The 21,491-nt window shown below is 44.1% G+C and carries 19 protein-coding genes; 13 read left to right on the plus strand and 6 right to left on the minus strand.

Features of this window, described 5'->3' with window-relative positions; all coding sequences use genetic code 11:
* The first annotated feature begins 191 nt into the window (after positions 1–191).
* From ZYMOP_RS03780 to ZYMOP_RS03790, 3 genes are all read left to right on the plus strand, one after another.
* Positions 192–1,484 (plus strand): homoserine dehydrogenase, encoded by a 1,293-nt coding sequence (locus ZYMOP_RS03780; RefSeq protein ID WP_041581689.1) that lies wholly within the window; start codon positions 192–194, stop codon positions 1,482–1,484.
* Positions 1,485–1,594: 110 nt separating this feature from the next.
* Positions 1,595–2,593 (plus strand): class II fructose-bisphosphatase, encoded by a 999-nt coding sequence (glpX, locus tag ZYMOP_RS03785; protein ID WP_013934034.1) that lies wholly within the window; start codon positions 1,595–1,597, stop codon positions 2,591–2,593.
* Positions 2,594–2,716: 123 nt separating this feature from the next.
* A complete protein-coding gene (locus tag ZYMOP_RS03790; RefSeq protein WP_158498494.1) occupies positions 2,717–3,166 on the plus strand; it encodes a hypothetical protein in 450 nt (149 codons plus the stop codon).
* On the opposite strand, the gene ZYMOP_RS03795 is transcribed toward ZYMOP_RS03790, so the two are convergent.
* From ZYMOP_RS03795 to ZYMOP_RS03805, 3 genes are read right to left on the minus strand one after another with little or no spacing between them, the layout of a single operon-like run.
* Positions 3,155–5,449 carry a CHASE2 domain-containing protein gene (locus ZYMOP_RS03795; RefSeq protein WP_013934036.1) on the minus strand — a complete coding sequence of 765 codons (2,295 nt, stop codon included), beginning with the start codon at positions 5,447–5,449 and terminating at the stop codon, positions 3,155–3,157. The two genes, ZYMOP_RS03790 and ZYMOP_RS03795, sit on opposite strands and share 12 nt — an antisense overlap.
* Positions 5,442–6,770 carry a FecR family protein gene (locus ZYMOP_RS03800; protein WP_013934037.1) on the minus strand — a complete coding sequence of 443 codons (1,329 nt, stop codon included), beginning with the start codon at positions 6,768–6,770 and terminating at the stop codon, positions 5,442–5,444. The genes ZYMOP_RS03795 and ZYMOP_RS03800 overlap by 8 nt, the downstream gene beginning before the upstream one ends.
* 43 nt (positions 6,771–6,813) lie before the next feature.
* A complete protein-coding gene (locus ZYMOP_RS03805) occupies positions 6,814–7,533 on the minus strand; it encodes a response regulator transcription factor (RefSeq protein ID WP_013934038.1) in 720 nt (239 codons plus the stop codon).
* A gap of 219 nt (positions 7,534–7,752) precedes the next feature.
* On the opposite strand from ZYMOP_RS03805, the gene ZYMOP_RS03810 reads away from it, so the two are divergent.
* The 6 genes from ZYMOP_RS03810 to ZYMOP_RS03835 all read left to right on the plus strand — a co-directional run bounded on the left by ZYMOP_RS03810 (position 7,753) and on the right by ZYMOP_RS03835 (position 12,309).
* On the plus strand, positions 7,753–8,067 hold the full coding sequence (locus tag ZYMOP_RS03810) for a hypothetical protein (RefSeq protein WP_013934039.1): 315 nt from the start codon (positions 7,753–7,755) through the stop codon (positions 8,065–8,067).
* Positions 8,068–8,124: 57 nt separating this feature from the next.
* Positions 8,125–9,117 carry a bifunctional diaminohydroxyphosphoribosylaminopyrimidine deaminase/5-amino-6-(5-phosphoribosylamino)uracil reductase RibD gene (ribD, locus tag ZYMOP_RS03815; RefSeq protein WP_013934040.1) on the plus strand — a complete coding sequence of 331 codons (993 nt, stop codon included), beginning with the start codon at positions 8,125–8,127 and terminating at the stop codon, positions 9,115–9,117.
* A gap of 55 nt (positions 9,118–9,172) precedes the next feature.
* Positions 9,173–9,793: a riboflavin synthase gene (locus ZYMOP_RS03820; RefSeq protein WP_013934041.1), complete on the plus strand. Its 621-nt coding sequence runs from the start codon at positions 9,173–9,175 to the stop codon at positions 9,791–9,793.
* The gene (gene ribB, locus ZYMOP_RS03825) at positions 9,790–10,929 is read left to right on the plus strand and encodes a 3,4-dihydroxy-2-butanone-4-phosphate synthase (RefSeq protein WP_013934042.1); all 1,140 of its coding nucleotides are present in this window, start codon (positions 9,790–9,792) and stop codon (positions 10,927–10,929) included. Before ZYMOP_RS03820 ends, ribB begins: the two co-directional genes overlap by 4 nt.
* Before the next feature lies 1 nt (position 10,930).
* Positions 10,931–11,350, plus strand: a complete 420-nt coding sequence (ribH, locus tag ZYMOP_RS03830; RefSeq protein WP_013934043.1) for a 6,7-dimethyl-8-ribityllumazine synthase — start codon at positions 10,931–10,933, stop codon at positions 11,348–11,350.
* A gap of 278 nt (positions 11,351–11,628) precedes the next feature.
* Positions 11,629–12,309 carry a COQ9 family protein gene (locus tag ZYMOP_RS03835; RefSeq protein ID WP_013934044.1) on the plus strand — a complete coding sequence of 227 codons (681 nt, stop codon included), beginning with the start codon at positions 11,629–11,631 and terminating at the stop codon, positions 12,307–12,309.
* A gap of 54 nt (positions 12,310–12,363) precedes the next feature.
* Here the strand turns inward: ZYMOP_RS03835 and ZYMOP_RS03840 are convergent, their stop codons facing one another.
* The gene (locus ZYMOP_RS03840; RefSeq protein WP_013934045.1) at positions 12,364–13,323 is read right to left on the minus strand and encodes a LysR family transcriptional regulator; all 960 of its coding nucleotides are present in this window, start codon (positions 13,321–13,323) and stop codon (positions 12,364–12,366) included.
* A gap of 224 nt (positions 13,324–13,547) precedes the next feature.
* Between ZYMOP_RS03840 and ZYMOP_RS03845 the strand changes: the two genes are divergently transcribed.
* Positions 13,548–14,006: a hypothetical protein gene (locus ZYMOP_RS03845; protein ID WP_252507446.1), complete on the plus strand. Its 459-nt coding sequence runs from the start codon at positions 13,548–13,550 to the stop codon at positions 14,004–14,006.
* A gap of 59 nt (positions 14,007–14,065) precedes the next feature.
* Here the strand turns inward: ZYMOP_RS03845 and trpE are convergent, their stop codons facing one another.
* Both trpE and ZYMOP_RS03855 read right to left on the minus strand, forming a co-directional pair.
* On the minus strand, positions 14,066–15,613 hold the full coding sequence (trpE, locus tag ZYMOP_RS03850; protein ID WP_013934047.1) for an anthranilate synthase component I: 1,548 nt from the start codon (positions 15,611–15,613) through the stop codon (positions 14,066–14,068).
* The gene (locus tag ZYMOP_RS03855) at positions 15,610–17,559 is read right to left on the minus strand and encodes a peptidylprolyl isomerase (RefSeq protein WP_013934048.1); all 1,950 of its coding nucleotides are present in this window, start codon (positions 17,557–17,559) and stop codon (positions 15,610–15,612) included. Before ZYMOP_RS03855 ends, trpE begins: the two co-directional genes overlap by 4 nt.
* Before the next feature lie 316 nt (positions 17,560–17,875).
* On the opposite strand from ZYMOP_RS03855, the gene tpiA reads away from it, so the two are divergent.
* The 3 genes from tpiA (at position 17,876) to ZYMOP_RS03870 (ending at position 21,129) form a co-directional block, all read left to right on the plus strand.
* Positions 17,876–18,628, plus strand: coding sequence for a triose-phosphate isomerase (tpiA, locus tag ZYMOP_RS03860; RefSeq protein ID WP_013934049.1), 753 nt, complete (start codon positions 17,876–17,878; stop codon positions 18,626–18,628).
* 350 nt (positions 18,629–18,978) lie between these two features.
* Positions 18,979–19,353: a preprotein translocase subunit SecG gene (gene secG, locus ZYMOP_RS03865; RefSeq protein WP_013934050.1), complete on the plus strand. Its 375-nt coding sequence runs from the start codon at positions 18,979–18,981 to the stop codon at positions 19,351–19,353.
* A 141-nt stretch (positions 19,354–19,494) separates the two neighbouring features.
* Complete coding sequence (locus tag ZYMOP_RS03870) at positions 19,495–21,129, plus strand: CTP synthase (RefSeq protein WP_013934051.1); 1,635 nt, start codon at positions 19,495–19,497, stop codon at positions 21,127–21,129.
* Positions 21,130–21,491 lie beyond the last annotated feature (362 nt).

Consider the following 21,491-nt stretch of genomic DNA (forward strand, 5'->3'; position numbering starts at 1 on the left):
CCAGCCCCTCTCATAGTCCACCTTCTTTCCCGATTAGAAAATAGCCCTAGTGGTGATAGGGGTTATAACAAGGCTCAGCCTTTTCACCTTCTTAAATAAACGACTTGCAAGAGAATCCCACAGTATCAAGCTTGAAATAGAAACGTTGTCAGGGCAAGTAACAGCTAATAGGCAAAAATTATGGGATATATATAGTGCAGGGCTTGCGAATAGCATTAGCCGGCTTAGGAACAGTCGGTTGTGGCGTACTGAAATTGCTCAGCGATAATGCTGATCTCATCAAGCGGAGAACAGGCCGCCGGATTGAAGTTATCGCAATATCCGCACGGAATAAAAATCGTGATCGGGGTATTGATGTTTCCCGTTATGACTGGGTTGAAAATGCCGTTGATCTTGCCAAAAGGGATGATATTGATCTTATCATTGAACTTATTGGTGGCTCGGAAGGAACAGCATTAGATCTTGCTCGGCAAAGTCTGAAAAAAGGTATTGCCTTTATTACAGCGAATAAAGCCATGATTGCCCATCACGGGTTAGAATTGGCAGCTTTATCAGAACAGTCCAAGGCCGTTTTCCGTTATGAAGCGGCTGTTGCTGGCGGTATTCCTATCGTAAAAGGTGTTAGTGAAGGCGCTGCCGCTAACTGTATTCACCAGATTTACGGCATTTTGAATGGTACCAGTAATTTTATTCTGACTACCATGGAAAAAGATAAGCGTGCCTTTCTGGATGTTTTGGCAGAAGCGCAAGAGCTGGGATACGCTGAGGCCGATCCAACCTTTGATATTGATGGTATCGATGCGGCGCATAAATTATCGATCTTATCAACATTGGCTTTTGGGACAAAGATTGATTTTGATTCTGTCATAACCTCTGGGATTCAGCCTGTTACAATAACCGATATGAATGAGGCTAAAGCCTTAGGTTACTGTATCCGACTTATCGGAATGGCTGAAAAAAGCGAAAACGGCTTATTTCAGCGTGTATCGCCCTGCTTGGTTCCTTTAAATCATCCTCTTGCACAGGTGGATGGTTCTGTGAATGCCGTTGCCCTTGAAGGCAATCATGTTGGTCGACTATTCTTTGCCGGTGCTGGCGCGGGAGCCGCCCCAACAGCCTCAGCCGTGGTTGCTGATTTGGTCGATATTGCACGGGGTTCTCGTACCCTCCCCTTCGGAATGCCGACCCAATCTCTAGAAGCTGTATCGGTAGAAACCGCAGATACCCATACCAGTCGTGTTTACATCCGACTCTCTGTTATTAATGATCCGGCTTCATTGGCAAAAATAACGACAGCCTTGGCAGAAGCGAAAATTTCATTGGATAGTTTGGCGCAGCATCATAATAATGATAGCGGTATTTCTGAACTGATATTAGTTACAGAACCTTGCCAAGGCGATCAGATAAAAACAGTGCTGACCCGCTTCGCTACAATACCGGAAATTAAAACTACGCCCGTTGTGATGTATATCCTGAATATTTAATATAACTTCGGCCTTGTATTAACAGAGTACTCTTTAGTGATATACCGGATTTAGCCATTATCAAGATAGCTGAACCCATATAGATAATAGGGTTAGAAAAGGCGTAACGCATGGCACAACAAGACAACGGCAAACTTAATCCTGCTCTGACACATGATATGGCTTATGTAACGCAAGCGGCTGCTTTGGCAGTCGCTCGTTTAGTCGGTCACGGCGATGAAAAAGCCGCGGATGCTGCCGCCGTTAAAGCTATGCGTGACGCTTTTAATCAGCTGGCGATCAATGGTACGGTCGTCATAGGTGAAGGTGAGCGTGACAAAGCACCCATGCTTTATATCGGCGAAAGAGTCGGCCTACGCAAAAACAGCGACGTTTCTATTGATATAGCGCTTGATCCTTTGGAAGGGACAACATTAGCAGCAAATGGTAATTCGAATGCGATTGCCGTTCTCGCTATTGCGCCACAAGGCAGCCTTCTTAATGCACCTGATGTCTATATGGAAAAAGTAGCCATCGGCCCCGGTTACGAACCCAATCTTGTTAGTGTTTTAAAAACGCCTGTCGAAAATGTAAGGGCATTAGCGAAAGCAAAGGGCGTTACTCCTGATAATATTCGTATTTGTATTCTTGACCGACAGCGGCATAAAAAGATGATTGCGGATCTCCATGCGATAGGATGCTCGATTATCCTGATCAAAGATGGTGATATTGCTGGTGTTATCGCCACAGCACGCGAAAATAGTAATATTGATATTTATATGGGTATTGGGGGTGCCCCTGAAGGGGTGCTTGCAGCCGCCGCCTTAAATTGTATCGGGGGACAGTTTGAAGGCCGTCTTCTTTTTCGGGATGATGAAGAGCGGAAACGCGCTCATTCTTGCGGTATCAAAGATTTAGATCGTATTTACAAATTACATGACCTCGCCCGCAGTGATACCGTCTTTGCGGCAACAGGTGTCACAGATGGTTCTCTTTTAAGAGGCGTCTATCAAGATTTTCGGGGCGTTTCAGTTACGCAAAGTCTGATAATGCAAGCCAGTACTGGGCAGGTCAGTTATATTACCACAGAGCATCGCCATATCCCTGATATAGCTTCGTTTATGAAATAAAGCTAATTTGCTGTGCAGAATGGGTAATTATATAGATTGGGATTATAAGATAAAAATGTCATTTATAAAATTATGATACGTTTATTTATAGTCCTTATCTTTGCTCTGATAAACGCTAGGCCTTTGTTCGCCGCTAAAAAAGAAATAGCCGCACAAGGTAAGGTACCGAAGCCTTCTTATTTCCGTATTTTGGAAGCTTCTCCCCAATCTATCATACCGTGTTTATTAGCTCTAGGATGGAAAGCCGCTTCTGATAATATGAAGGACGATGATGTCTGGCAAATTGCTGTCAGCTATGATCAACGATTAAAATTTATAAATGTACAAAATGAAGGTGATCGACAAAAAAAACCAGAACCCGTTCAACCTAAAAGTAATTTATGGGAAAGTCATCTGGTTTGGCTGTTTTTAGCTCCCCACCAAGCTACCGCGTCAGATCAAAATTATCGTATTACAGGCTATAAAAAATGGCATATTAATACCGACCAACATATTGCTGAAAAGATGAACCAACAATTTTGCACTTATTTTCAGAGTCGTTCACCCAAAATATCCCACTTATCAGAGGATTAAGGGTAAGGTTACAATAAAACAGGTTCCCACTCCGGGAGCAGTTTTACAGATAATATGGCCATGATGGCGCAAAATAACCTTATTAACAAAGACTAAGCCTAGTCCGATACCACTTATTTTCGAAGCAGGCCCAGCAGTAGCACGGGAAAAAGGTCTAAATAAAGCTTCGACTTGTGCTTGGTCCATACCGATACCTTTATCACAAATAGAAATTTCGACTTGTTCGCCTTTTTCCTTTATCGAACAGGAAACACTACTGCCTTCAGGGCTATATTTTACAGCATTATCAATAAGATTGATAAAAGTTCGTTCTAATAAAGAAGGGTCGCCTTTAACAAATAAAGGTTTATCCCATTCATTTAAATTAATCTGGATATGACGATTATGCGCCTGCACCCATAATTCATCAACAGCGCTTGTCATAACGCCTCCGATTTCAACATCCATCCATTGATATTCGGGCGCTTCAGCTTGCGCTAAACGTGTAAAATTGTCCGCCAACCCTAAAGTACGACGGGCATAACCAGAAATTTTTGAAATGATCTCTTGAGCATCGGCTTCTTTACTACAAGGGGTTCTGGAAAAGGTATCAATTAATGCCAAAATAGAAATTTGAGGCGAGCGCATGTCATGACTTAATAAATGCAAAATCCGCTGCCGTTGTTCTTCGGCGGCTCTCACAGCACTAATATCCACCAACATCACCAATGAACCATCGGGCTGCCCTTCAACCTTTCGGCAAGCCGCTACCCTAAGGTCAAAAGCGCGGCCATCTTCGGCATAACATTGGCTGCTTATTTCATTATTCTTTACCTGATCAAGATTGATAAGGTGGCCTTCTTCATTATGAAAATGATTAAGTAATTCTGAAATAGGGGTTTTATAGCTGGATTGTGCGCCCAATCCGGTGGCTAATTTCTCTGCGGCTTTATTGGCAAGAATAATATTATTATCTTGATCTGTTACAAAAAAAGCATCAGGCAAATAATATAAGCTGTCTGAAATAAAACGTCGCATAAATATAATGCGAGAAATAGCTAATCTTAGCAGCTGTTTTTTATACTCAAGGGGATCTGTCGCAGTAATTTCAGGCCAGCTCTGTAACTTCATGGGTGAAGTATCGCCCCAGAGCTTTTCCAATTCATAAGAAAAATATTTGCTTAAGCTTGCCAGCCGACTCCATGCCCAAAAAGGATAGGTAAAGATAACGGCAACGACAGATGTAATCGGCGGTATCCAAAAATTACCGAATAGGAAAAAGAGACCCGATAAGAAGGGCACACCGCATCCCAAGATAGCGGTCAGTAAAATTGTTAATCGGGGCGATAAAAAGCGAAAACCAATTAATAATGTCCAAAGCGATAACAAATCTACAATCAGTTTTACGATGTTACTCGCTTCTTTTATCGAGCGATCATTCAGTAAATTATCTAATATATTGGCCTGAATTTCGACACCCGGCATAATGCCAAAAGGGGTAGGATGTAGGTCTTCAAAACCTGAAGCCGTTACCCCCACCAGAATCCTTTTACCAGCCAGAAATTCCGGCGGCACTTCATTTCGCCAAATAGCAGCCGCAGAAATAGCGGGAAAACGATTAGATGGCCCGTCATAGGTAAATAATTGTTCGGTAAGATCTTGATCTGAAAACACATGATGTTGATTATTATTATCCATTAACGCAACAAGCGCCGGCCAATAACGCCCTTTTGTCGATAAAGCGGGCCAATAACGTCGGACTATACCATCGCCATCAAAAGGTAAGCTAACATGGCCCACAGCCGTCGCTGAGGACGCAATACTAGGAACAATCGCAACCGTTTTATTATTATGCCCACCGGATTCAACCAGCATAGGTAGAAATATAGGAGCCGGACTAGTCTTCAAAGTTTTCGACAAGTCATCTCGGGCTTTAGATTCCGAAGGATCAAGAAATAAGACATTATAGCCGATTGATGTCGGATGACCGGTATTTAATTGTTTTATAAATTGGGCATGTTTATCGGGCGTCCATGGCCATGGGCCGATGGTTTTCAGAGCATTATTGTCAATTTTTACAATAAGAATCGAAGGGTCAGGTTTGTGGTAACCTAACCTGACAACAGCATCATAAAACAACAAATCTAACTGATAGGTCATCCCTGCCCAGCTGATAATAATAACAGCCAGTGTTGCAGCAAAGGAAATCAACCACCATTCAAAAGCAAGGTTATCCTTTAGCTCGGGCTCGACATAGTCTCTGGCAGAAGTATCGGGCTTTAGACTACCTAAAACATCATTCATTTTTTTGCATCGGTTCTATCCGTGAAACATGCAGTGTATGAAACGGAGATAATATTTCTCCACCGGCAGGCCATGTAGCAATAATACGCCAAGAATAATCTCCTTCCGGCAAAGAGGAAACTTTTACTGTACCTTTCTTACCCCCTAATTGATCCACTAAAGGGGTTGCTGGTTCACTTATCTTGCCAGCCACAAGCTGGAGACGGCATAGGACAGGTTCATCATCCTTGACGATCCACTGAAAAACAGCCCCCTCAGCTACAGAATAAGCGGATGTCTCTATATGACCTGTTTTATGGTCTATAGATACGACCCTTTCCTGTCCTTCTAAATCATGATTATCAACAGCTGAAAGCCTTAAATAATAATGGCCATCGGCTAATCCAGATAATAATATGTTTCCTGTAGTCGGCCAGCTTTCAGAAAGCAAATCCAAGAAATCGGCATCTCGGGCAACGGTCGCATGATAAGACTGGACATTTTGTATTACAGACAAGGGAATATCAGGATTAACTTCACGAAAAATAGTTAAACGTTTTTTAGGCATGGGGGAATCAACTAAAGGGAAGCCTTTATTTTCTTTATAATTCGTACCATACCCCCCAGGCACAGCGTATTTATGGCGACGGTTATCTACCATGACTAAACCATCTAATACTTCGATAGTATTTTCTTTTTTTTGAGCCTTATCTTTTTGCTTATAATATACTCGAAAATTTGTGCCCCGAACGGCGGCCAACGAAGCAGGGGTCGCAATATGAAAGTAGCTATCTGAACGAAATAACGGAACAGCATAAACCCGTACATGCCCTGCTTCTAACTTGAAAGAACGTTCTATCGCATCCGTTAAAGCTACTTTTCGAAGTCTTGTTATGGTTAACAGACTCATAGAAGGCATACTGACACGCGAGCCATCTGGTAACATTAAGGTTACAAAGCCGGACGCGCCCGTCTCAATCGTTGTTTGCTCGGTAACTGGACGCCCTTGCTCCAGCGTCCCTTTTTGACCATTAATATATAAAAACACTGGCCCCGATACATGCGCAACAACAGCGTTAGTAATGGTACGTCGTAAGAGACTTTTGGGAATTTGAAGATGAAAACCGGCATGTAGCGGTTGGTCAAGCGAGACTCGACTACGCCGCGCAATAGATTGTATATCGGCCATCCTATCAAAATAAAGATGGGCAATCAGGGAAAGCGTATCTCCCTCTTGAATGATATAATCGACCGTTTTTTGATTTTGGAAATGGGCAGCAGCCTTCCCCTCTTCGTTAAAAAAAACAAAAAAGAGGAAGAGGACAAGCGCCCTTATCAACATAAAAGATTTGATGCCCCTCAACTGCCACTGCCATCGCATCAATTTACTGATTGATATCTGCGGGCGTTGCTCTTTTTTCGGTTAGCCGTTCCAAGCGATAACCATAAGCATAAACAGGCGCTAATCGATAACCATTTTCAGGTCTTAAATTGAGTTTTGTTCTTATTTTCGAAATATGCGTATCCAGCGTTCTGGTTGGTAAATCAGGATTTCGCCCCCACAACGTTTCGAAAATATAACCCCGAGATAAAGGCCGATGTAAATTGCGGAATAAAAGCAAAGATAGCATGAATTCTTTGGAAGTCATGGGTATCAGTGTATCCCCTAGAGAAACCTGTTCCCGAGATAAATCAAAGGTATAATCATCATAATGCTCAATACCATCAGAAGGTGGAACAGGATAGCTACGACGGAGTACTGCTTTAACCCGTGCCAATAAGATTTCTGGCTGGACAGGTTTTACTAAATAATCATCGGCACCTGCATTAAGACCCGTAACAATGTCTTCCGCAGCAGTTCTGGCGGTAGAGAGTAAAATAGGCGGTTTGGGATCACAATGCCGATTAACCCACTCAATTATCTCGATACCGGAAAAATCAGGTACATTCCAATCAAGTAAAAGAAGGTCAACCGTTTCGCTACGGAGCATTCGTAAAAGGGCATATCCTTTATGAAAAGATCGGCAATCATAACCAGCTTCGGTGAGGATAGCGGTCAGTTGGGCGGCTGTTTCCAGATCATCATCTAGCAGGGCTATTCTCACGCCCGTTAATCTCCATTAATATAATTTATAGATTTAAAACATATCTCTACGAAGTATGCCATTTTCAAGGGGGAATATCTAAATAGGACTAACCCATTATGAAGATACTTCCTTAACCTTCTAAGAAATTATCAAAAAATGAAAGTGTTTTTATCAAAAAAAAATTTCTTAACACAGCAAGACTAGCACTTTTTTTATTCTTTCATTATCTATCAGGATATGTTTTTACCCCGACCATCCCTATTATGGCGCGATATAAAAGAGTTTGCTCGTAACCATGGACGCGTTAAACCTCTATTTGCATTAATCGCCTTTGCTTTGGCAGGGGGTATGGTCTCTATGATGTATTTCGGTTCAGAGATTAAAAAGCCAGATCCCGAGCTGATTTTCGTGCAAAATATGAATGGCCCGCGCAGCGATGCTGAAATCATAGCGAATAACCAACGGGATCAAAAAAAATTAGAAATCCGTCAGGAAGAATCTAGAAAACGTTGGCGTGAATTTGGTCAGATGTTAGGTTATCCTACTAAATAAGATAAAAATGTTCGGTAACGAAAAAGGTTATTGTTCAAAAATAACGGATTATAAAATTTGACCCATCTTGATCAAGACATCCGATGGATGCGCGCGGCTATTGCGCTTGGAGAAAGGGGAAAAGGACTAACTGCGCCCTCCCCTTCAGTCGGATGTCTTATTGTTAAAAATAACCGTTTAATAGCCAGAGGATGGACGCAAGCCGGAGGAAGGCCTCATGCCGAGGCTATGGCTCTATCCCAAGCCCAAGAATCGCTTCGTGGGGCTACGGTTTATGTCACCTTGGAACCTTGTGCCCATAAAAGTTTAAAAGGCCCAACCTGTACTGACCTTCTTGTTGATGCTTTGCCTGAAAGAATCGTTATCGCTAGCAAAGATCCCGACATGCGGACGAATGGTCAGGGGTTAGAACGTTTAAAACAAGCCGGCATTAAAGTTGAATGGGGCCTTCTGGAAAAAGAAGCCCGGCAATCCATGTCAGGCTATTTTAGTCGCCGCTTATTAGGTCGGCCTTATATCACATTAAAGTTAGCGACCTCGCTTGATGGCTGTATCGCCCTTGAAAATGGAAAAAGTCATTGGATTACCGGCGAAAGGGCAAGAGCCCATGCCCATCTCGAAAGAATGCGATCAGAACTCATTGTCGTAGGACGGGGCACATGGGAGGTCGATAATCCTCGTTTGGATGTTCGCCTTTTGGGGCTTGAACATCGCTCGCCGATAAGAGCGGTTTTAGGTCACGGCTCTTTACCGCCTGATTGGATTGGCCTTGAACAACCAACAGACGTAAGTCTTACCGCAGCCGATCACGTTTTGGTGGAAGGAGGCGCCAAAGCGGCCGCCGCTTTTATAAAAGCTGATATCGTAGATCGAATTTTATTTTATCGCGCCCCGATTTTAATCGGGGGCGGAATAGCCTCCTTAAGCGATATTGGACTTCAAAATTTAGCTGAAACCCATGGCCGTTGGTGTCATAAAGAGACAAGAATGCTTGGCAACGACCAGCTAGATGCGTACGTACGTGTTACGAATGCAACGGACGCTGATTGAGCCTCTTTTTTAGCCTATCAGCCTATTATTTACCATGCGAACGGAGCTGCCCCTAATGTTCACTGGAATTGTTACCGATATCGGTCAGATTATTTCTGCGACCCAAAAAGGTGATCGTCATATTCGGATTGCAACCGCCTATGCAATGGATGAAGTGCCAGTAGGTTCCTCTATCGCTTGTTCAGGTGTGTGCTTAACCGTTGTCGATAAAGGTACGTCTCCTAAAAATTGGTTTGATGTTACTGTATCGGGGGAATCAGTTTCAAGGACGGCGCCTGGTCGATGGGAAGAAGGCCAAAAACTTAATTTAGAACGCGCTTTAAAAATGGGCGATGAATTAGGCGGTCATATCGTCACTGGCCATGTTGATGGCGTCGGAAAAGTGCTCTCGATTACCCCAGAAGGGGATTCACAAAATTTTCTGATAGAAGCTGGCCCTGAAGTGGCCCCCCATATTGCAGAAAAAGGCTCTGTCTCTTTAGATGGCGTCTCTTTGACGGTGAATGAAGTGCAAGATGTGGATGGTAAAGTACGCTTTTTTATCAATATTATTCCCCATACTGCTGAAAAAACGACTTTAGGTCTTCTGTCAGCAGGCGATTTTGTTAATATCGAAATTGATATTCTTTCCCGTTATCTTGCGCGCATGAATGCGCTAGAAAATGTATCTGCATGAGCAACAATCTTCCGATCCGTAAAGGGTCAACAAAACGTCATCCCTTCCTGTCTTCCGTCGAAGAATTGATTGAAGAAGCAAGGAATGGCCGGATATTCATTCTTGTTGATGACGAAAATCGCGAGAATGAAGGGGATCTGGTCATACCGGCACAAATGGCTACGCCTGCGGCTATTAATTTTATGGCGACCCATGGCCGTGGCCTTATCTGTCTTGCTATGACGAAGGAGCGTATAACGAGTTTAGGTCTTGAACCTATGGCTCGGGAAAACAATGCCCCCTTACAAACTGCTTTTACCGTTTCTATTGAAGCCAAAACGGGCGTCACAACGGGCATTTCAGCAGGTGATCGTGCGCGGACAGTAGCCGTGGCTATTGATAGCGCCCGGGGTGCCGATGATATTGTTACCCCGGGGCATGTTTTTCCGCTTTCGGCTAAATCCGGCGGCGTATTGGTTCGTGCTGGTCATACTGAAGCCGCAGTCGATATTGCGCGGCTAGCGGGTTTAAATGCCTCTGGTGTTATTTGTGAGGTAATGAAGGAAGACGGGACTATGGCCCGTCTTGACGATTTAGTTACCTTCGCTCAGCGCCATAATATTAAAATCGGTACCATTCGCGATCTAATCACTTGGCGACGCGAACATGATAATAACGTTGAACGTATCGAACAAAAATCATTTAACAGTCTTTATGGGGGCGATTGGGAAGCTATTCGCTTCAATAATAAAGCCAGCGGCAGTGAGACTGTAGCCTTAGTCAAAGGCAAAATCGATCCTGATAAACCTACGCTTGTCAGAATGCATGCGGTAGATCCCTTTACCGATATGCTGGGACAAACAGGGCCAAGACAGCAGTTATTATCGCAATCAATGAAAATAATTGCAGAAGAGGGCACGGGTGTCGTGGTTTTAATCCATCGTGCTGAAGAAAACAGCCTTGATAAAACCTTAGTTTGGGCAGCGGCACGCAGCCATGAAAAAATTCATCGCGATTATGGCATTGGTGCCCAAATTTTAGCCGAATTAGGCGTTAGGGATATGATATTATTAACAAATAGCCATCATATGCCTGTAGCCCTTTCTGGCTATGGTCTTAATATTGTAGGCGAACAGCCCATTGCTGAAGGAATTTAAGATGGCTAAAATTTTAATCGTTGAGGCCCGCTTTTACAGTCATTTAAATGACATGCTTATTCAAGGTGCGAAACAGGCCATTGAAGAAGCCGGCCATGAATGGGAAATCATTACGGTACCGGGGGCTTTGGAAATTCCGGCAGCAATCGTCATGGCTGCCGATACGGGGCTTTATGAAGGCTTTGTCGCTTTGGGTGTCGTTATCCGAGGTGAGACCTATCATTTTGAAATCGTCGCAACCGAAAGCGCGCGCGGGATCATGGCGCTTACGCTAGATGGCTTGGTTATCGGCAATGGTATTTTAACGGTTGAGAATGAAAAACAGGCATTGGTTCGTGCCCAACCTGATCAGAAAAACAAGGGTTTTGATGCGGCGAAAGCAGCTTTAACTATGCTTGACCTTAAGAAAAAACTTTCCTGATTTTTGTATAAAAGAGCCTGATTATTTCTATAAATCAGGCTCTTTTTATAAGGCTTTGAACGTTTGTTACAATAAAAATCCTGATACTTCCTGCCATGTCATTCTGACTAAAACAAAAAACTTCATCTATTATTGGCAGATGATGTGTTGACCTTTATTTTCTTAATAGCAAAATCAACATTCAGGTTTCTATAAGACAGATAATCTTAGGATTCATCTTTTTGCGGCTTCTTCCAATAAAGATAACCCGTAATTTCAAATGGCTGTGAAGGATTATTATGACAGACACCACGCCTTCGGGCAGTAATCCCGATGAAATGACACTGGAAGAAATAAGACAGTTGTTAGCGCCTAGTTTTCCCGAGCATGTTGCTTTTGATGGTTGGGGCGATCAGGCTTTGGCCTTAGCTGCCTATCAACACAAAGTCCCAATCGAGCGCGCAAGGCTGGCTTTTCCAGAAGGTCGTCTGCAGATGATCGATGCATGGTTTTTGGCTATTGATAAGGAATTTGAGACAAAAGCAGAGGCTATGCCGCTGGATACCATGCGGATACGCGATAAAATACAGACGTTGGTTATGCTCCGCTTCGAGTTAGAAAGGCCACATCGGGAAGCATTGCGGCGCGCTATTAGTATTTTAATGATGCCGAATCATCTAACACATTCTTCACAGCGCAGTTGGCATACGGCCGATTTGATCTGGAAATTTGCAGGTGATCAATCAACCGATTTTTCTTATTATACGCGTCGTTTCTCTCTCAGCACGATCTATATGGCGACTTTATACGTCTTTTTAGACGATAAAGATCCTGATCTTAAGAATACCCGACAATTTTTAGAGAGACGAATTGGAAATCTTATGAGAATTAATAAGATTAAAAGCTGGATAAAACGTCCAACAGGCAACAGTTTCTCTTTTTCCCGCTTATTGGGTCGCCTTCGTTATCCCAAGGATTAGAATTTATCTGATCCCTAAGAGTAAGAGAGCATATAAAAATATGCTCTCTTACTCTTACTCAATATGGGGGTGAAGTTCATTCCACCAGTGGCGTTCCATTTTACCCACAACCCAAGGTGTTTTCTGAAAGCGCTGTGCTAAAAAATTCAACAAAGCGCGAACCCTTGCTGGACGCGCTCTACCCGGCGGTGTCAATAAAAACATACCGTAGGGGGCAATCGTCCATTCAGGAAATAATTCTTCCAATATGCCATCACGTAGCGCTTGCCAGATAAAAAATTCTGGCTGACAGGCGATGCCGATTCCTGCCAACAGAGGGCCCATCGCCACATCCCCGTTATCGACGTGAACCCGTCCGTCCACTTTCACTTCGACTCGGCCTGCATCGGGATGGTTGAAACGCCAGATATGGGGATGTTCAATATGGGAATAGATAATAGCTTCATGGTTACTCAACTCACGTGGGTGACTTGGCCTTCCATACTGATCCAGATAGGAACGCGCGGCGACAACAGGCCGCCTTATTGAAAACAAGCGTCTTGCCCGTAAAGAAGAATCCGGTAAATCACCCATTCGTAAGGCAATATCAAAGCCTTCTGCGATAACATCTACTCTTGAATCGCTTAAATGCAGATCTATTCCCACCTGGGGATATTGGGCTAGAAATTCAGGTAATATAGGCCCTAACGCTTGAATACCAAAAGAAATAGGGGAAGCAATCCTTACTACGCCATAGGGGTTATTAGCGTCTTCCGAAACTTCTGCTTCAATCGCCTCACCTTCTTTAAGAAGATGCGTGGCGCGTGTCAGCGCAACACGGCCACTTTCGGTTAGAGAAAGATGGCGGGATGTTCGATGCAAAAGAGAGGTTCCCATCCGTTCTTCAAGGCGGGAAATCGCTTTGGACACAGTACCTTTCGAAAGGCCTAATGCAATCGCTGCCTTTGAAAATGAATTGGTTTCGGCAACTTTTGCAAAAATGGCCCATGCTTCAAAATCAGGCAGGTGACGCATGCCTTAATCACTTTACTTGTCCATTTATAGAACTTATGTCTGTTCAACATGATACGACTATTGACAAGCAAAAAAGCTGTTCATCTGATATAAACTGGCGTAAAAAAGATAATCTTTAGCGATAATACCAGAAGATTATCTCTTCTCTGTAAACATTATAGTAAGGAATTGATTCCTATATAAACGTCTAATAACCCATATCAGCCTTCCAGATACTATCTGTCATGCATAAGGCTGAGACCGATTGTGGAAGTGTAGTTATGATACTCTGTGATACCAAAGAGAAAACATTTTCTCATTTTGATTCTCATGAACATTGGCTTATCGAAAATAATGTAGGCTTTCAAAGCCCGTTAATTACAGGTCATTTTAGCCAACTGGAATGGGATGTTATTCATTTAGGTTTAAGAGAAGCCAAGCTCAAACACCGCAAACCTGTTATGAAGGCTATTAAAAAACCGAATAGCTTTCGCCGTTTTTGGCATTGGATGACGGGGATAGAGCCACCAAAAACTTTAGCCGATGAAAAATTAGAAACGCTTCGTTCTTTTGCCTATGCCCATGCGACTAAAAGAGACCATGGCCATTTAAAAAAACAGCTAGGCCACCATGGCTATAATGAGCAACAAATCGCTGCTATTGCGCATTTAAGCCGTCAGCATAAGAAAAAAGATCATAAGTAATGCGCTATAAATAAAAAACGGGGAATCTCTCCCCGTTTTTTATCTTTAGGTTTTAAAAATTATATTTTTGAATCTTTGTTCATAAGCAATTCGTTTTGTAAAAATGCTTCGCGCGCGGCCGCAATTAAGGCCCCGGCTTTGGCTTCACATTCCCTTTGTTCAGAAGCCGGATCACTGTCGGCAACAATTCCAGCACCGGCTTTAATATGAAGCAGGCCATCTTTCAGAATAGCGGTTCTTAAAACAATACAGCTATCCATAGAACCATCGGGTGCGAAATAACCGACACCGCCTGAATAAGGTCCCCGTGTTTCAGGTTCCAATTCCGCGATAATCTCACAAGCGCGCACTTTGGGCGCACCTGAAACAGTACCAGCAGGGAAGCCTGCGAAAAGCGCATCTAATGCGTCTTTTTCGGGTCTTAATTGCCCTACCACATTAGAGACCATATGCATGACATGGCTGTAATATTCTATACTGAAAGAATCCGTTACCTTCACGCTTCCAGCTTTGGAAACACGCCCCACATCATTGCGGCCAAGGTCTAAAAGCATCAAATGCTCGGCACGTTCTTTGGGATCTTTTAATAAAGAGTCACGATTTGCCATATCTTCAGCGGCATTACGCCCTCGGGGACGGGTACCCGCTAAGGGACGGATAGTCACTTCGTTCTCTCTCACTCTGACTAAAATTTCAGGGCTAGAACCGATGAGAGAGAATCCGGGTAAATCTAAAAAATAAAGAAAAGGAGAAGGATTAATCCGTCGAAGAGCACGATAAAGCGCCATCGGCGGTAGCGGGAAATCAATGGTAAAACGCTGAGCGGGGACGATCTGGAAAATATCACCCGCCTTAATGTATTCTTTGGCACGGATTACCATTGCCTCATAGGCTTCTGGTGTCATTACCCGCTTGATTTCAGGTAAAGCGTCAACCTTTACAGCTTCTAAATTCGGCACAGGTTTGGCTAATAACACGAGCATATCGTCAATAGATTTCAGCGCATCAGAAATCTTTTGCTTGGCGGTACCCTTTGTTTCCGGCCACACAGGGGAAATTAGATATAACGCATCTGTTAACTGATCAAAAATCAGAAACAAAGTTGGCCGAACAAACAGCATATCCGGCACATTTAAAGGGTCTATTTCTGGTCTTGGAAGATTTTCTACTAACCCTACGGTTTCATAAGAAAAATACCCCACAAGACAACTGATTGCTGAAGGTAAATCAGCAGGCACGTCCATTTGACAGGAGGCTACTAATTGACGCATCGCCGTCAAAGCATCTTCTGGAATCGGTTCAAAATCATCCTGATCATGTAGCCAGTTGCGATTGATTTCAGCCTTATTGCCAAAGGCACGGAATACTAAATCCGGAGCGAGACCGATAAAAGAATATCGCCCGCGTGTGGCGCCGCCCTCGACAGACTCCAATAGAAAATCACCGCGTTCCGGTTTATGCGCGCGGAGCATAACACTGACAGGTGTTTCGGTATCCGCAATACGTTTACGCCAGATCAACGCGGGCTGACCTTGATTTAGCCTGTTGAGTGCCAGCTCATCACTGGCACTACCATCATTTTCCTTAACCGCCGTTTTAGATATCACTGTGCACCGCCTCCATTATTCAGAAAGCGTTTTTCAAGCTGCATAAGGGCGGTTTGATTAATCGAAACGGATGACTGCTGCATAACAGCGCTAGAGAATTGTTCTGCAATGTCACCGGTCATCATATTCTGGAACTGATTTTGAACAGCGGTAATCAAGCCCTGCTCTTTTTCAGGATCTGAACTGACAAGTCGATCCATTTTTAATAACATCCACCCACTCTCATCAGGAGCCGCAACCAAACGCACTTCTCCCGGTTTCATTTCGAAAAAACGAATGATAGCAGGGGGTAAAGATTGCTGAAAACGACTTAGGTCAATCTGTCTGAAAGCCAAAGGCGTGGCAGGGGGTAACTTAACCCCAGCCTGCGCTGCCAATTCAGGTAAAGGCATTCCAGCCTTAGCTTTTTTCAACAACTCTTCAGCCAGATTATGCGATTTTTCAGCCATTTCACTATGGCGAATATCGGCAATGACCCGATCTTTTATGCGATTAAGCGGTTGCGGTGTTGGCGCGGTTACATGATCAACGGTCGCTATAGCATAAAGCTTATCTTGCATGATTGTAACCACAAAGGGCTCATTATTGCTGCCATTGTCGAAAGCAGGGCCAACAAGACTTTTGACCGTTGAGTCTGGTTGCCAATCCGGATGTTCGGGATCAACCGCCGCTTTGGTCAAAGCGGGTGTTTGAGCAGCCTCTAATTTTTCCTTATGCACAATATCGGAAAAACCATTCCCATTAGAAATGTTATCCTGAATATGGTTAATTCTGCTCGCTAACTGTTTAGCGGTCAGCGTTTCAGAAAGCTGACGTGTAATATCACCCCGAACCTGATCCAAGGTAGAAGCCGGTTTACGCTGAATGCTATCGACATGGACGATATGCCATCCCAAGGGAGAACGCAGAACATTGCTAACAGCCCCTTCAGCGAGGCCAAAGGCGGCATTAGCCGCTTCAGCCGAAGCCCGTTCTGTATATTGTTCTTTTGAAAGCGCCCCAAGATGAATATCTTCGGGTGAAAAACCGGCTGTTTTTGCCGCTGCCACAAAGTTCATGCCGCCATGGATTTTTGCAAGTAAGGCTTCTGCTGCGGCTTTATCGGGTAAAATAATCTGACTTAAAATTCGTTTTTCACTGGCCCCATATTCGGCAGCATGCTCACGAAAATAAGTCGAAATTTGGGATTCACTGGGTAAAATATTTTCGGGTTGCAATAAGGCATAGCGTATAACGCGCCGTTCTGGCAGCGTATAACGATCAATATTGCTTTTATAAAAATCCGATACTGCTTTATCATCCGGCATTTTATCAGAAGGCGGAAGCGCGGATGCCGGAATGGCGAGCACCATACCTTCATGGCGCTGCACTAACATACGGGCAAAAGGTGCAGCCATAGCCGCCGGTGTTTTTAACCCCGATACAAGAGGCAGTAAAACCTGACGACGAACTATATCTTCGGCGACATCTGCCCGCAATTGTTCAGGCCGCATATGCTGCTGTGCCAGAACGGCATCGAATAGCTTCTGATCAAATTTACCATTAACGCCGATAAAAACAGGAATACTGGCGATTTCACCATCAACCATACGGCGGCTGATCCCAACGCCATTTTTTTCAGCCCAAAAGCTCATTGCTTTGGCCGCTATATATCCATTAACAGAACGAAGGATGCCCCCTGTCGCAACAAAGGTAGCAACATCAATAGATGGATTTTGTTGACGCATAGAAAGGTAATCGCGGCGGACATAATCATACGCCTCGGCAGCCGAAAGTTTTTTCCTGCCGAAGGTCGCTATACTGCCCCCTTCTCCGCTATTTTCTGTACCTCCGCCAAATCGACTAAAGCCACCAAATACACCTGTAAAAATAAAAGCAAGGATGACGATGCCGAAAATAAGCATGGCAAACCAACTTTTGGTCATGCGGCGAAAAAAAGCAAACATCGGATATCCCGAAAAAATTTATAGTGAACACTGTGCTCTAATCTGCCCTTGGCGTAGCTTCAAGACAGCGATACACAGATCGGAGACAAAGAAGGTAACCTATCGCACGAAAACAGGGTATTGGCAAAAATAGTTATCTATTTTGATAAAAAATCTTCACCGCATTACCTTGTTTGTTAGAAAGGTTATTAAGTGTGACGACAAAAATTGCATCTGTCAGCACGTTTTTTTATTTACCTGATTTATTCCATCACGGCATATCATGTTTTAAGCAGGTCATGCTTTAGGTAAAGGCGATACGAAGGAATAGGCTATAATGACGATACGCAAGCTAATCGCCGGTAACTGGAAAATGAACGGCTCACTAGGGATGCTCCACGAACTGGACGATATAGCTCAAGCTACATTTAAACATCCAGAACTTGATGTTGTGCTTTGTCCTTCTTTTACGCTGATTGCGCCTGCTATTGGTCGTCAGCCAGATATGACCTTTGGGGCACAAGATTGCCATTATGATGAGAGTGGCTCTCATACAGGGTGTGTGTCGGCTCCGATGTTAAGAGAAGTTGGGGCTAGCTATGTTATCGTTGGTCATAGCGAGCGCCGTATGGAACAAAATGAAACTAATGAAGAAATCCGTGCCAAGACCATTACAGCAATGGCCAATGGATTAATCACGATCGTTTGTATCGGAGAGTCTCGGGCAGCGCATGCGTCCGGTCAAGCCCTTCCTATTATCGGCGCACAATTGGACGGATGTATTCCCACTGATGCCACGAGTGAAAGTCTGGTTGTGGCTTATGAGCCCATTTGGGCTATTGGAACAGGTCATACACCCCCGCCTGAAAATATAGCAGAAATGCATGCCTCGATTCGAGATCGATTATGTCTGTTATTAGGCAGTGAAGGTAAAAAAGTCCGTATTTTATATGGGGGGTCTGTTACGGGTAAAAATGCAGCCGAACTTCTTAGCATTCCCGAGGTCAATGGGACCCTGGTAGGGGGGGCCAGTTTAACGGCAAAGCAATTTGTTCCAATTATCGAGGCGGGTGCCTCTGTGGTGGCTTGAATTAATGGGGTCGTTTGAAAATTAAGCCGCGCCCTTCAAAAATTATAACAAAATTCAAAAATTATAACAAAAATTGACAAGGTGTTTAGATTTTACCTCAAAACACCTTGTTACTTACTTTGTTATGAGGCCTAGCTTATAACTCTGGTTGAAGAGAGGCTTTGCTTTCGCTAGAGCGTATTCCCATATCTATATGTAATGCTGTGATAACAGAATAACAGGAAACCAACGGGTGTCTTTAAAGATTTGACAGGACACTTTAATCTTCTGAAAGGTTCCGATAAAGATTTCTGTCTATTCAAAATCATGGCGCTTTTAAAGCTTTGTTTTTGCCGGAGAATTCGTTCCTGATGTTGTTTACTATTCTTATAGTCGTTCAGGCCTTGGTCGCAACGGCATTAGTCACCGTTATCCTGATGCAACAATCAGAAGGTAGCGGCATCACGGGTGGCGGAAATCCGGGTGGTCTTATGTCAGCCAGCGGGGCGGCTAATTTTCTGACGCGCTCCACCGGGGCTTTAGCCGGTCTTTTTGTCGTATTATCCATTACACTTGCGGCTTTAGCGAGCGTTCAGAATGCTGCGCCAGAAATTGATACATCGCTTGCACATAGACCGGTTTCTACTCAGAATGCCTCCTCTAATTCAGCGCAACAACCGACTCAACCGGCGGTACCTCTTGCGGATCAACCCGCCTCACCGACTACATCTACTTCCCATAAATAAGGACTTTCCTGCTATTATCAGAAGGAGGGTAAAAAATGATTCTGATAATAGCTATAAGATTACCTTATTTATAAATTTTAGAACGTTGTTCTAAATTCTTCGCTTGCATCCTCATCCTCTCAGTTTTAGGCGTTTACTCTCATGGCGCGGTTTATATTTATCACCGGCGGCGTGGTGTCGTCACTCGGCAAAGGTCTGATGGCGGCCAGTTTAGCTGCTCTCTTGCAGGAACGAGGCTTTAGAGTCCGTATCCGAAAATTCGATCCCTATCTCAATGTTGATCCCGGCACGATGAGCCCTTATCAACATGGAGAGGTCTATGTTACGGATGACGGGGCAGAAACCGATCTTGATCTTGGGCATTATGAACGTTTTTCGGGCGTTCCTTCCAGACGGTCGGATAATATTACATCCGGACGTATCTATCAGACCATTATCGCCAAAGAACGACGGGGCGACTATTTAGGCGCAACGGTTCAGGTAATTCCCCATGTCACGGATGCTATTAAAGAATTTGCACGAGACGAAACCGATGATCTCGATTTTGTTTTATGTGAAATCGGCGGCACAGTGGGCGACATTGAGTCTTTGCCTTTTATCGAAGCTATTCGACAACTGAGAAATGATCTTGGTCGCGGAAACGCGGTTTTTGTCCATCTTACCTTAGTGCCCTATATCGCTGCTGCGGGTGAACTCAAAACCAAGCCAACCCAACATAGCGTTCGCGATCTTACAAGCTTCGGTATTCAACCCGATGTCTTAGTCTGTCGTACCGAGCATCCGCTTCCCGATAGTGAGCGTTCTAAAATAGCCCTTTTCTGCAATGTACCTAAAGAGGCAGTTATTCCGGCACTGGATGCCAAAAGTATCTATGACGTGCCTTTGCATTATCATGCAGAAGGTCTGGATAGAGCAGTCTTGTCTGCTTTTGGCCTCAATATCGAAACACCGTTAGAATTATCTCGTTGGAAAGAAATTTCCACTCGTCTTGCCAATCCCGAAGGTGAAGTGACAATCGGGGTGGTTGGTAAATATGTTGGCTTGCAAGATGCTTATAAATCTTTGCATGAAGCCCTTGTCCACGGCGGAATCGCTAACCGTGTAAGAGTGAATATCGTCTGGCTGGATGCCGAAATGTTTGAAGGCGATAATGCAGCGGCCTCAGATGCCCTCTCATCCCTTCATGCCATTCTTGTTCCGGGTGGATTTGGTGAACGCGGTTCTGAAGGTAAAATTGCAGCCGTTAAGTTCGCGCGTGAGCACAAAGTGCCTTTCTTCGGTATTTGCCTGGGCATGCAAATGGCTTGCATCGAAGGGGCTCGAAATACAGCAGGGCTTATTAATGCCTCTAGTAGTGAATTCGGGCCTTCTAAAGAACCGGTGATCGGCCTGATTACGGAATGGGAAAAAGATGGTCAGCGTGAAAAACGCGCCGCCGATACCGACCTTGGGGGCACGATGCGCCTTGGTGCTTATTCCGCTGTTCTAAAAGCAGGTAGCCAAGTAGCAGAAATCTATAATAGCCGTGAAATTACAGAACGCCATCGTCATCGCTATGAAGTCAATATTCATTATCAAAAACCACTGGAAGCGGGGGGGTTAATTTTTTCAGGTATGTCGCCAGATGGTTTATTACCTGAAATTGTCGAACGTCCTGACCATCCGTGGTTTGTCGGGGTTCAATTCCACCCTGAGCTTAAATCAAAGCCGTTTGATCCCCATCCTTTATTTGCTAGTTTCGTAGCCGCGGCTCTACGCCAAAGTCGACTAGTTTAAATAAACACTCCATTTTCGATTAAACATAGTGTCTTATTTAAGGTTGACCCAAAAAAAACGGGGTCAAAATTTCTACAAGAAGTTTCACCCTTAATGTCTAAAAAAACGCCCGGGTTTAAAAACCCGGGCGTCTCGCGTGACGCGAATGCGTCAACCCCCTTGCTCGATTGTATGATCTGCTTTTTATTTCTTCCCCCTTGAAGCTTTCAAGCAGACCCTACTTCTCAGCCTTATCCCCCTCAATAAGGTCTGTAATTAAGGAGGCTATGCGACTTCCTATGGCTTGTCATGGCGCTTTTTATGCTGTGTTAAAAAGAACAGGACTATGTGTTATACGTGCAACAAATATGCCTAAGAGAAAA

Origin of the sequence: Zymomonas mobilis subsp. pomaceae ATCC 29192, from assembly GCF_000218875.1 — a bacterium.
Lineage (GTDB): Bacteria > Pseudomonadota > Alphaproteobacteria > Sphingomonadales > Sphingomonadaceae > Zymomonas > Zymomonas pomaceae.

What these genes read in the sequence shown, in the direction of transcription:
- glpX (WP_013934034.1), top strand. Translation starts at nt 1,595, where the DNA reads ATGGCACAACAAGACAACGGCAAACTTAATCCTGCTCTGACACATGAT.
- ZYMOP_RS03795 (WP_013934036.1), bottom strand. Translation starts at nt 5,449, where the DNA reads ATGAATGATGTTTTAGGTAGTCTAAAGCCCGATACTTCTGCCAGAGAC.
- ZYMOP_RS03800 (WP_013934037.1), bottom strand. Translation starts at nt 6,770, where the DNA reads ATGTTGATAAGGGCGCTTGTCCTCTTCCTCTTTTTTGTTTTTTTTAAC.
- ZYMOP_RS03810 (WP_013934039.1), top strand. Translation starts at nt 7,753, where the DNA reads ATGTTTTTACCCCGACCATCCCTATTATGGCGCGATATAAAAGAGTTT.
- ZYMOP_RS03820 (WP_013934041.1), top strand. Translation starts at nt 9,173, where the DNA reads ATGTTCACTGGAATTGTTACCGATATCGGTCAGATTATTTCTGCGACC.
- ribB (WP_013934042.1), top strand. Translation starts at nt 9,790, where the DNA reads ATGAGCAACAATCTTCCGATCCGTAAAGGGTCAACAAAACGTCATCCC.
- ribH (WP_013934043.1), top strand. Translation starts at nt 10,931, where the DNA reads ATGGCTAAAATTTTAATCGTTGAGGCCCGCTTTTACAGTCATTTAAAT.
- ZYMOP_RS03835 (WP_013934044.1), top strand. Translation starts at nt 11,629, where the DNA reads ATGACAGACACCACGCCTTCGGGCAGTAATCCCGATGAAATGACACTG.
- ZYMOP_RS03840 (WP_013934045.1), bottom strand. Translation starts at nt 13,323, where the DNA reads ATGCGTCACCTGCCTGATTTTGAAGCATGGGCCATTTTTGCAAAAGTT.
- ZYMOP_RS03845 (WP_252507446.1), top strand. Translation starts at nt 13,548, where the DNA reads ATGCATAAGGCTGAGACCGATTGTGGAAGTGTAGTTATGATACTCTGT.
- ZYMOP_RS03855 (WP_013934048.1), bottom strand. Translation starts at nt 17,559, where the DNA reads ATGTTTGCTTTTTTTCGCCGCATGACCAAAAGTTGGTTTGCCATGCTT.
- tpiA (WP_013934049.1), top strand. Translation starts at nt 17,876, where the DNA reads ATGACGATACGCAAGCTAATCGCCGGTAACTGGAAAATGAACGGCTCA.
- secG (WP_013934050.1), top strand. Translation starts at nt 18,979, where the DNA reads ATGTTGTTTACTATTCTTATAGTCGTTCAGGCCTTGGTCGCAACGGCA.
- ZYMOP_RS03870 (WP_013934051.1), top strand. Translation starts at nt 19,495, where the DNA reads ATGGCGCGGTTTATATTTATCACCGGCGGCGTGGTGTCGTCACTCGGC.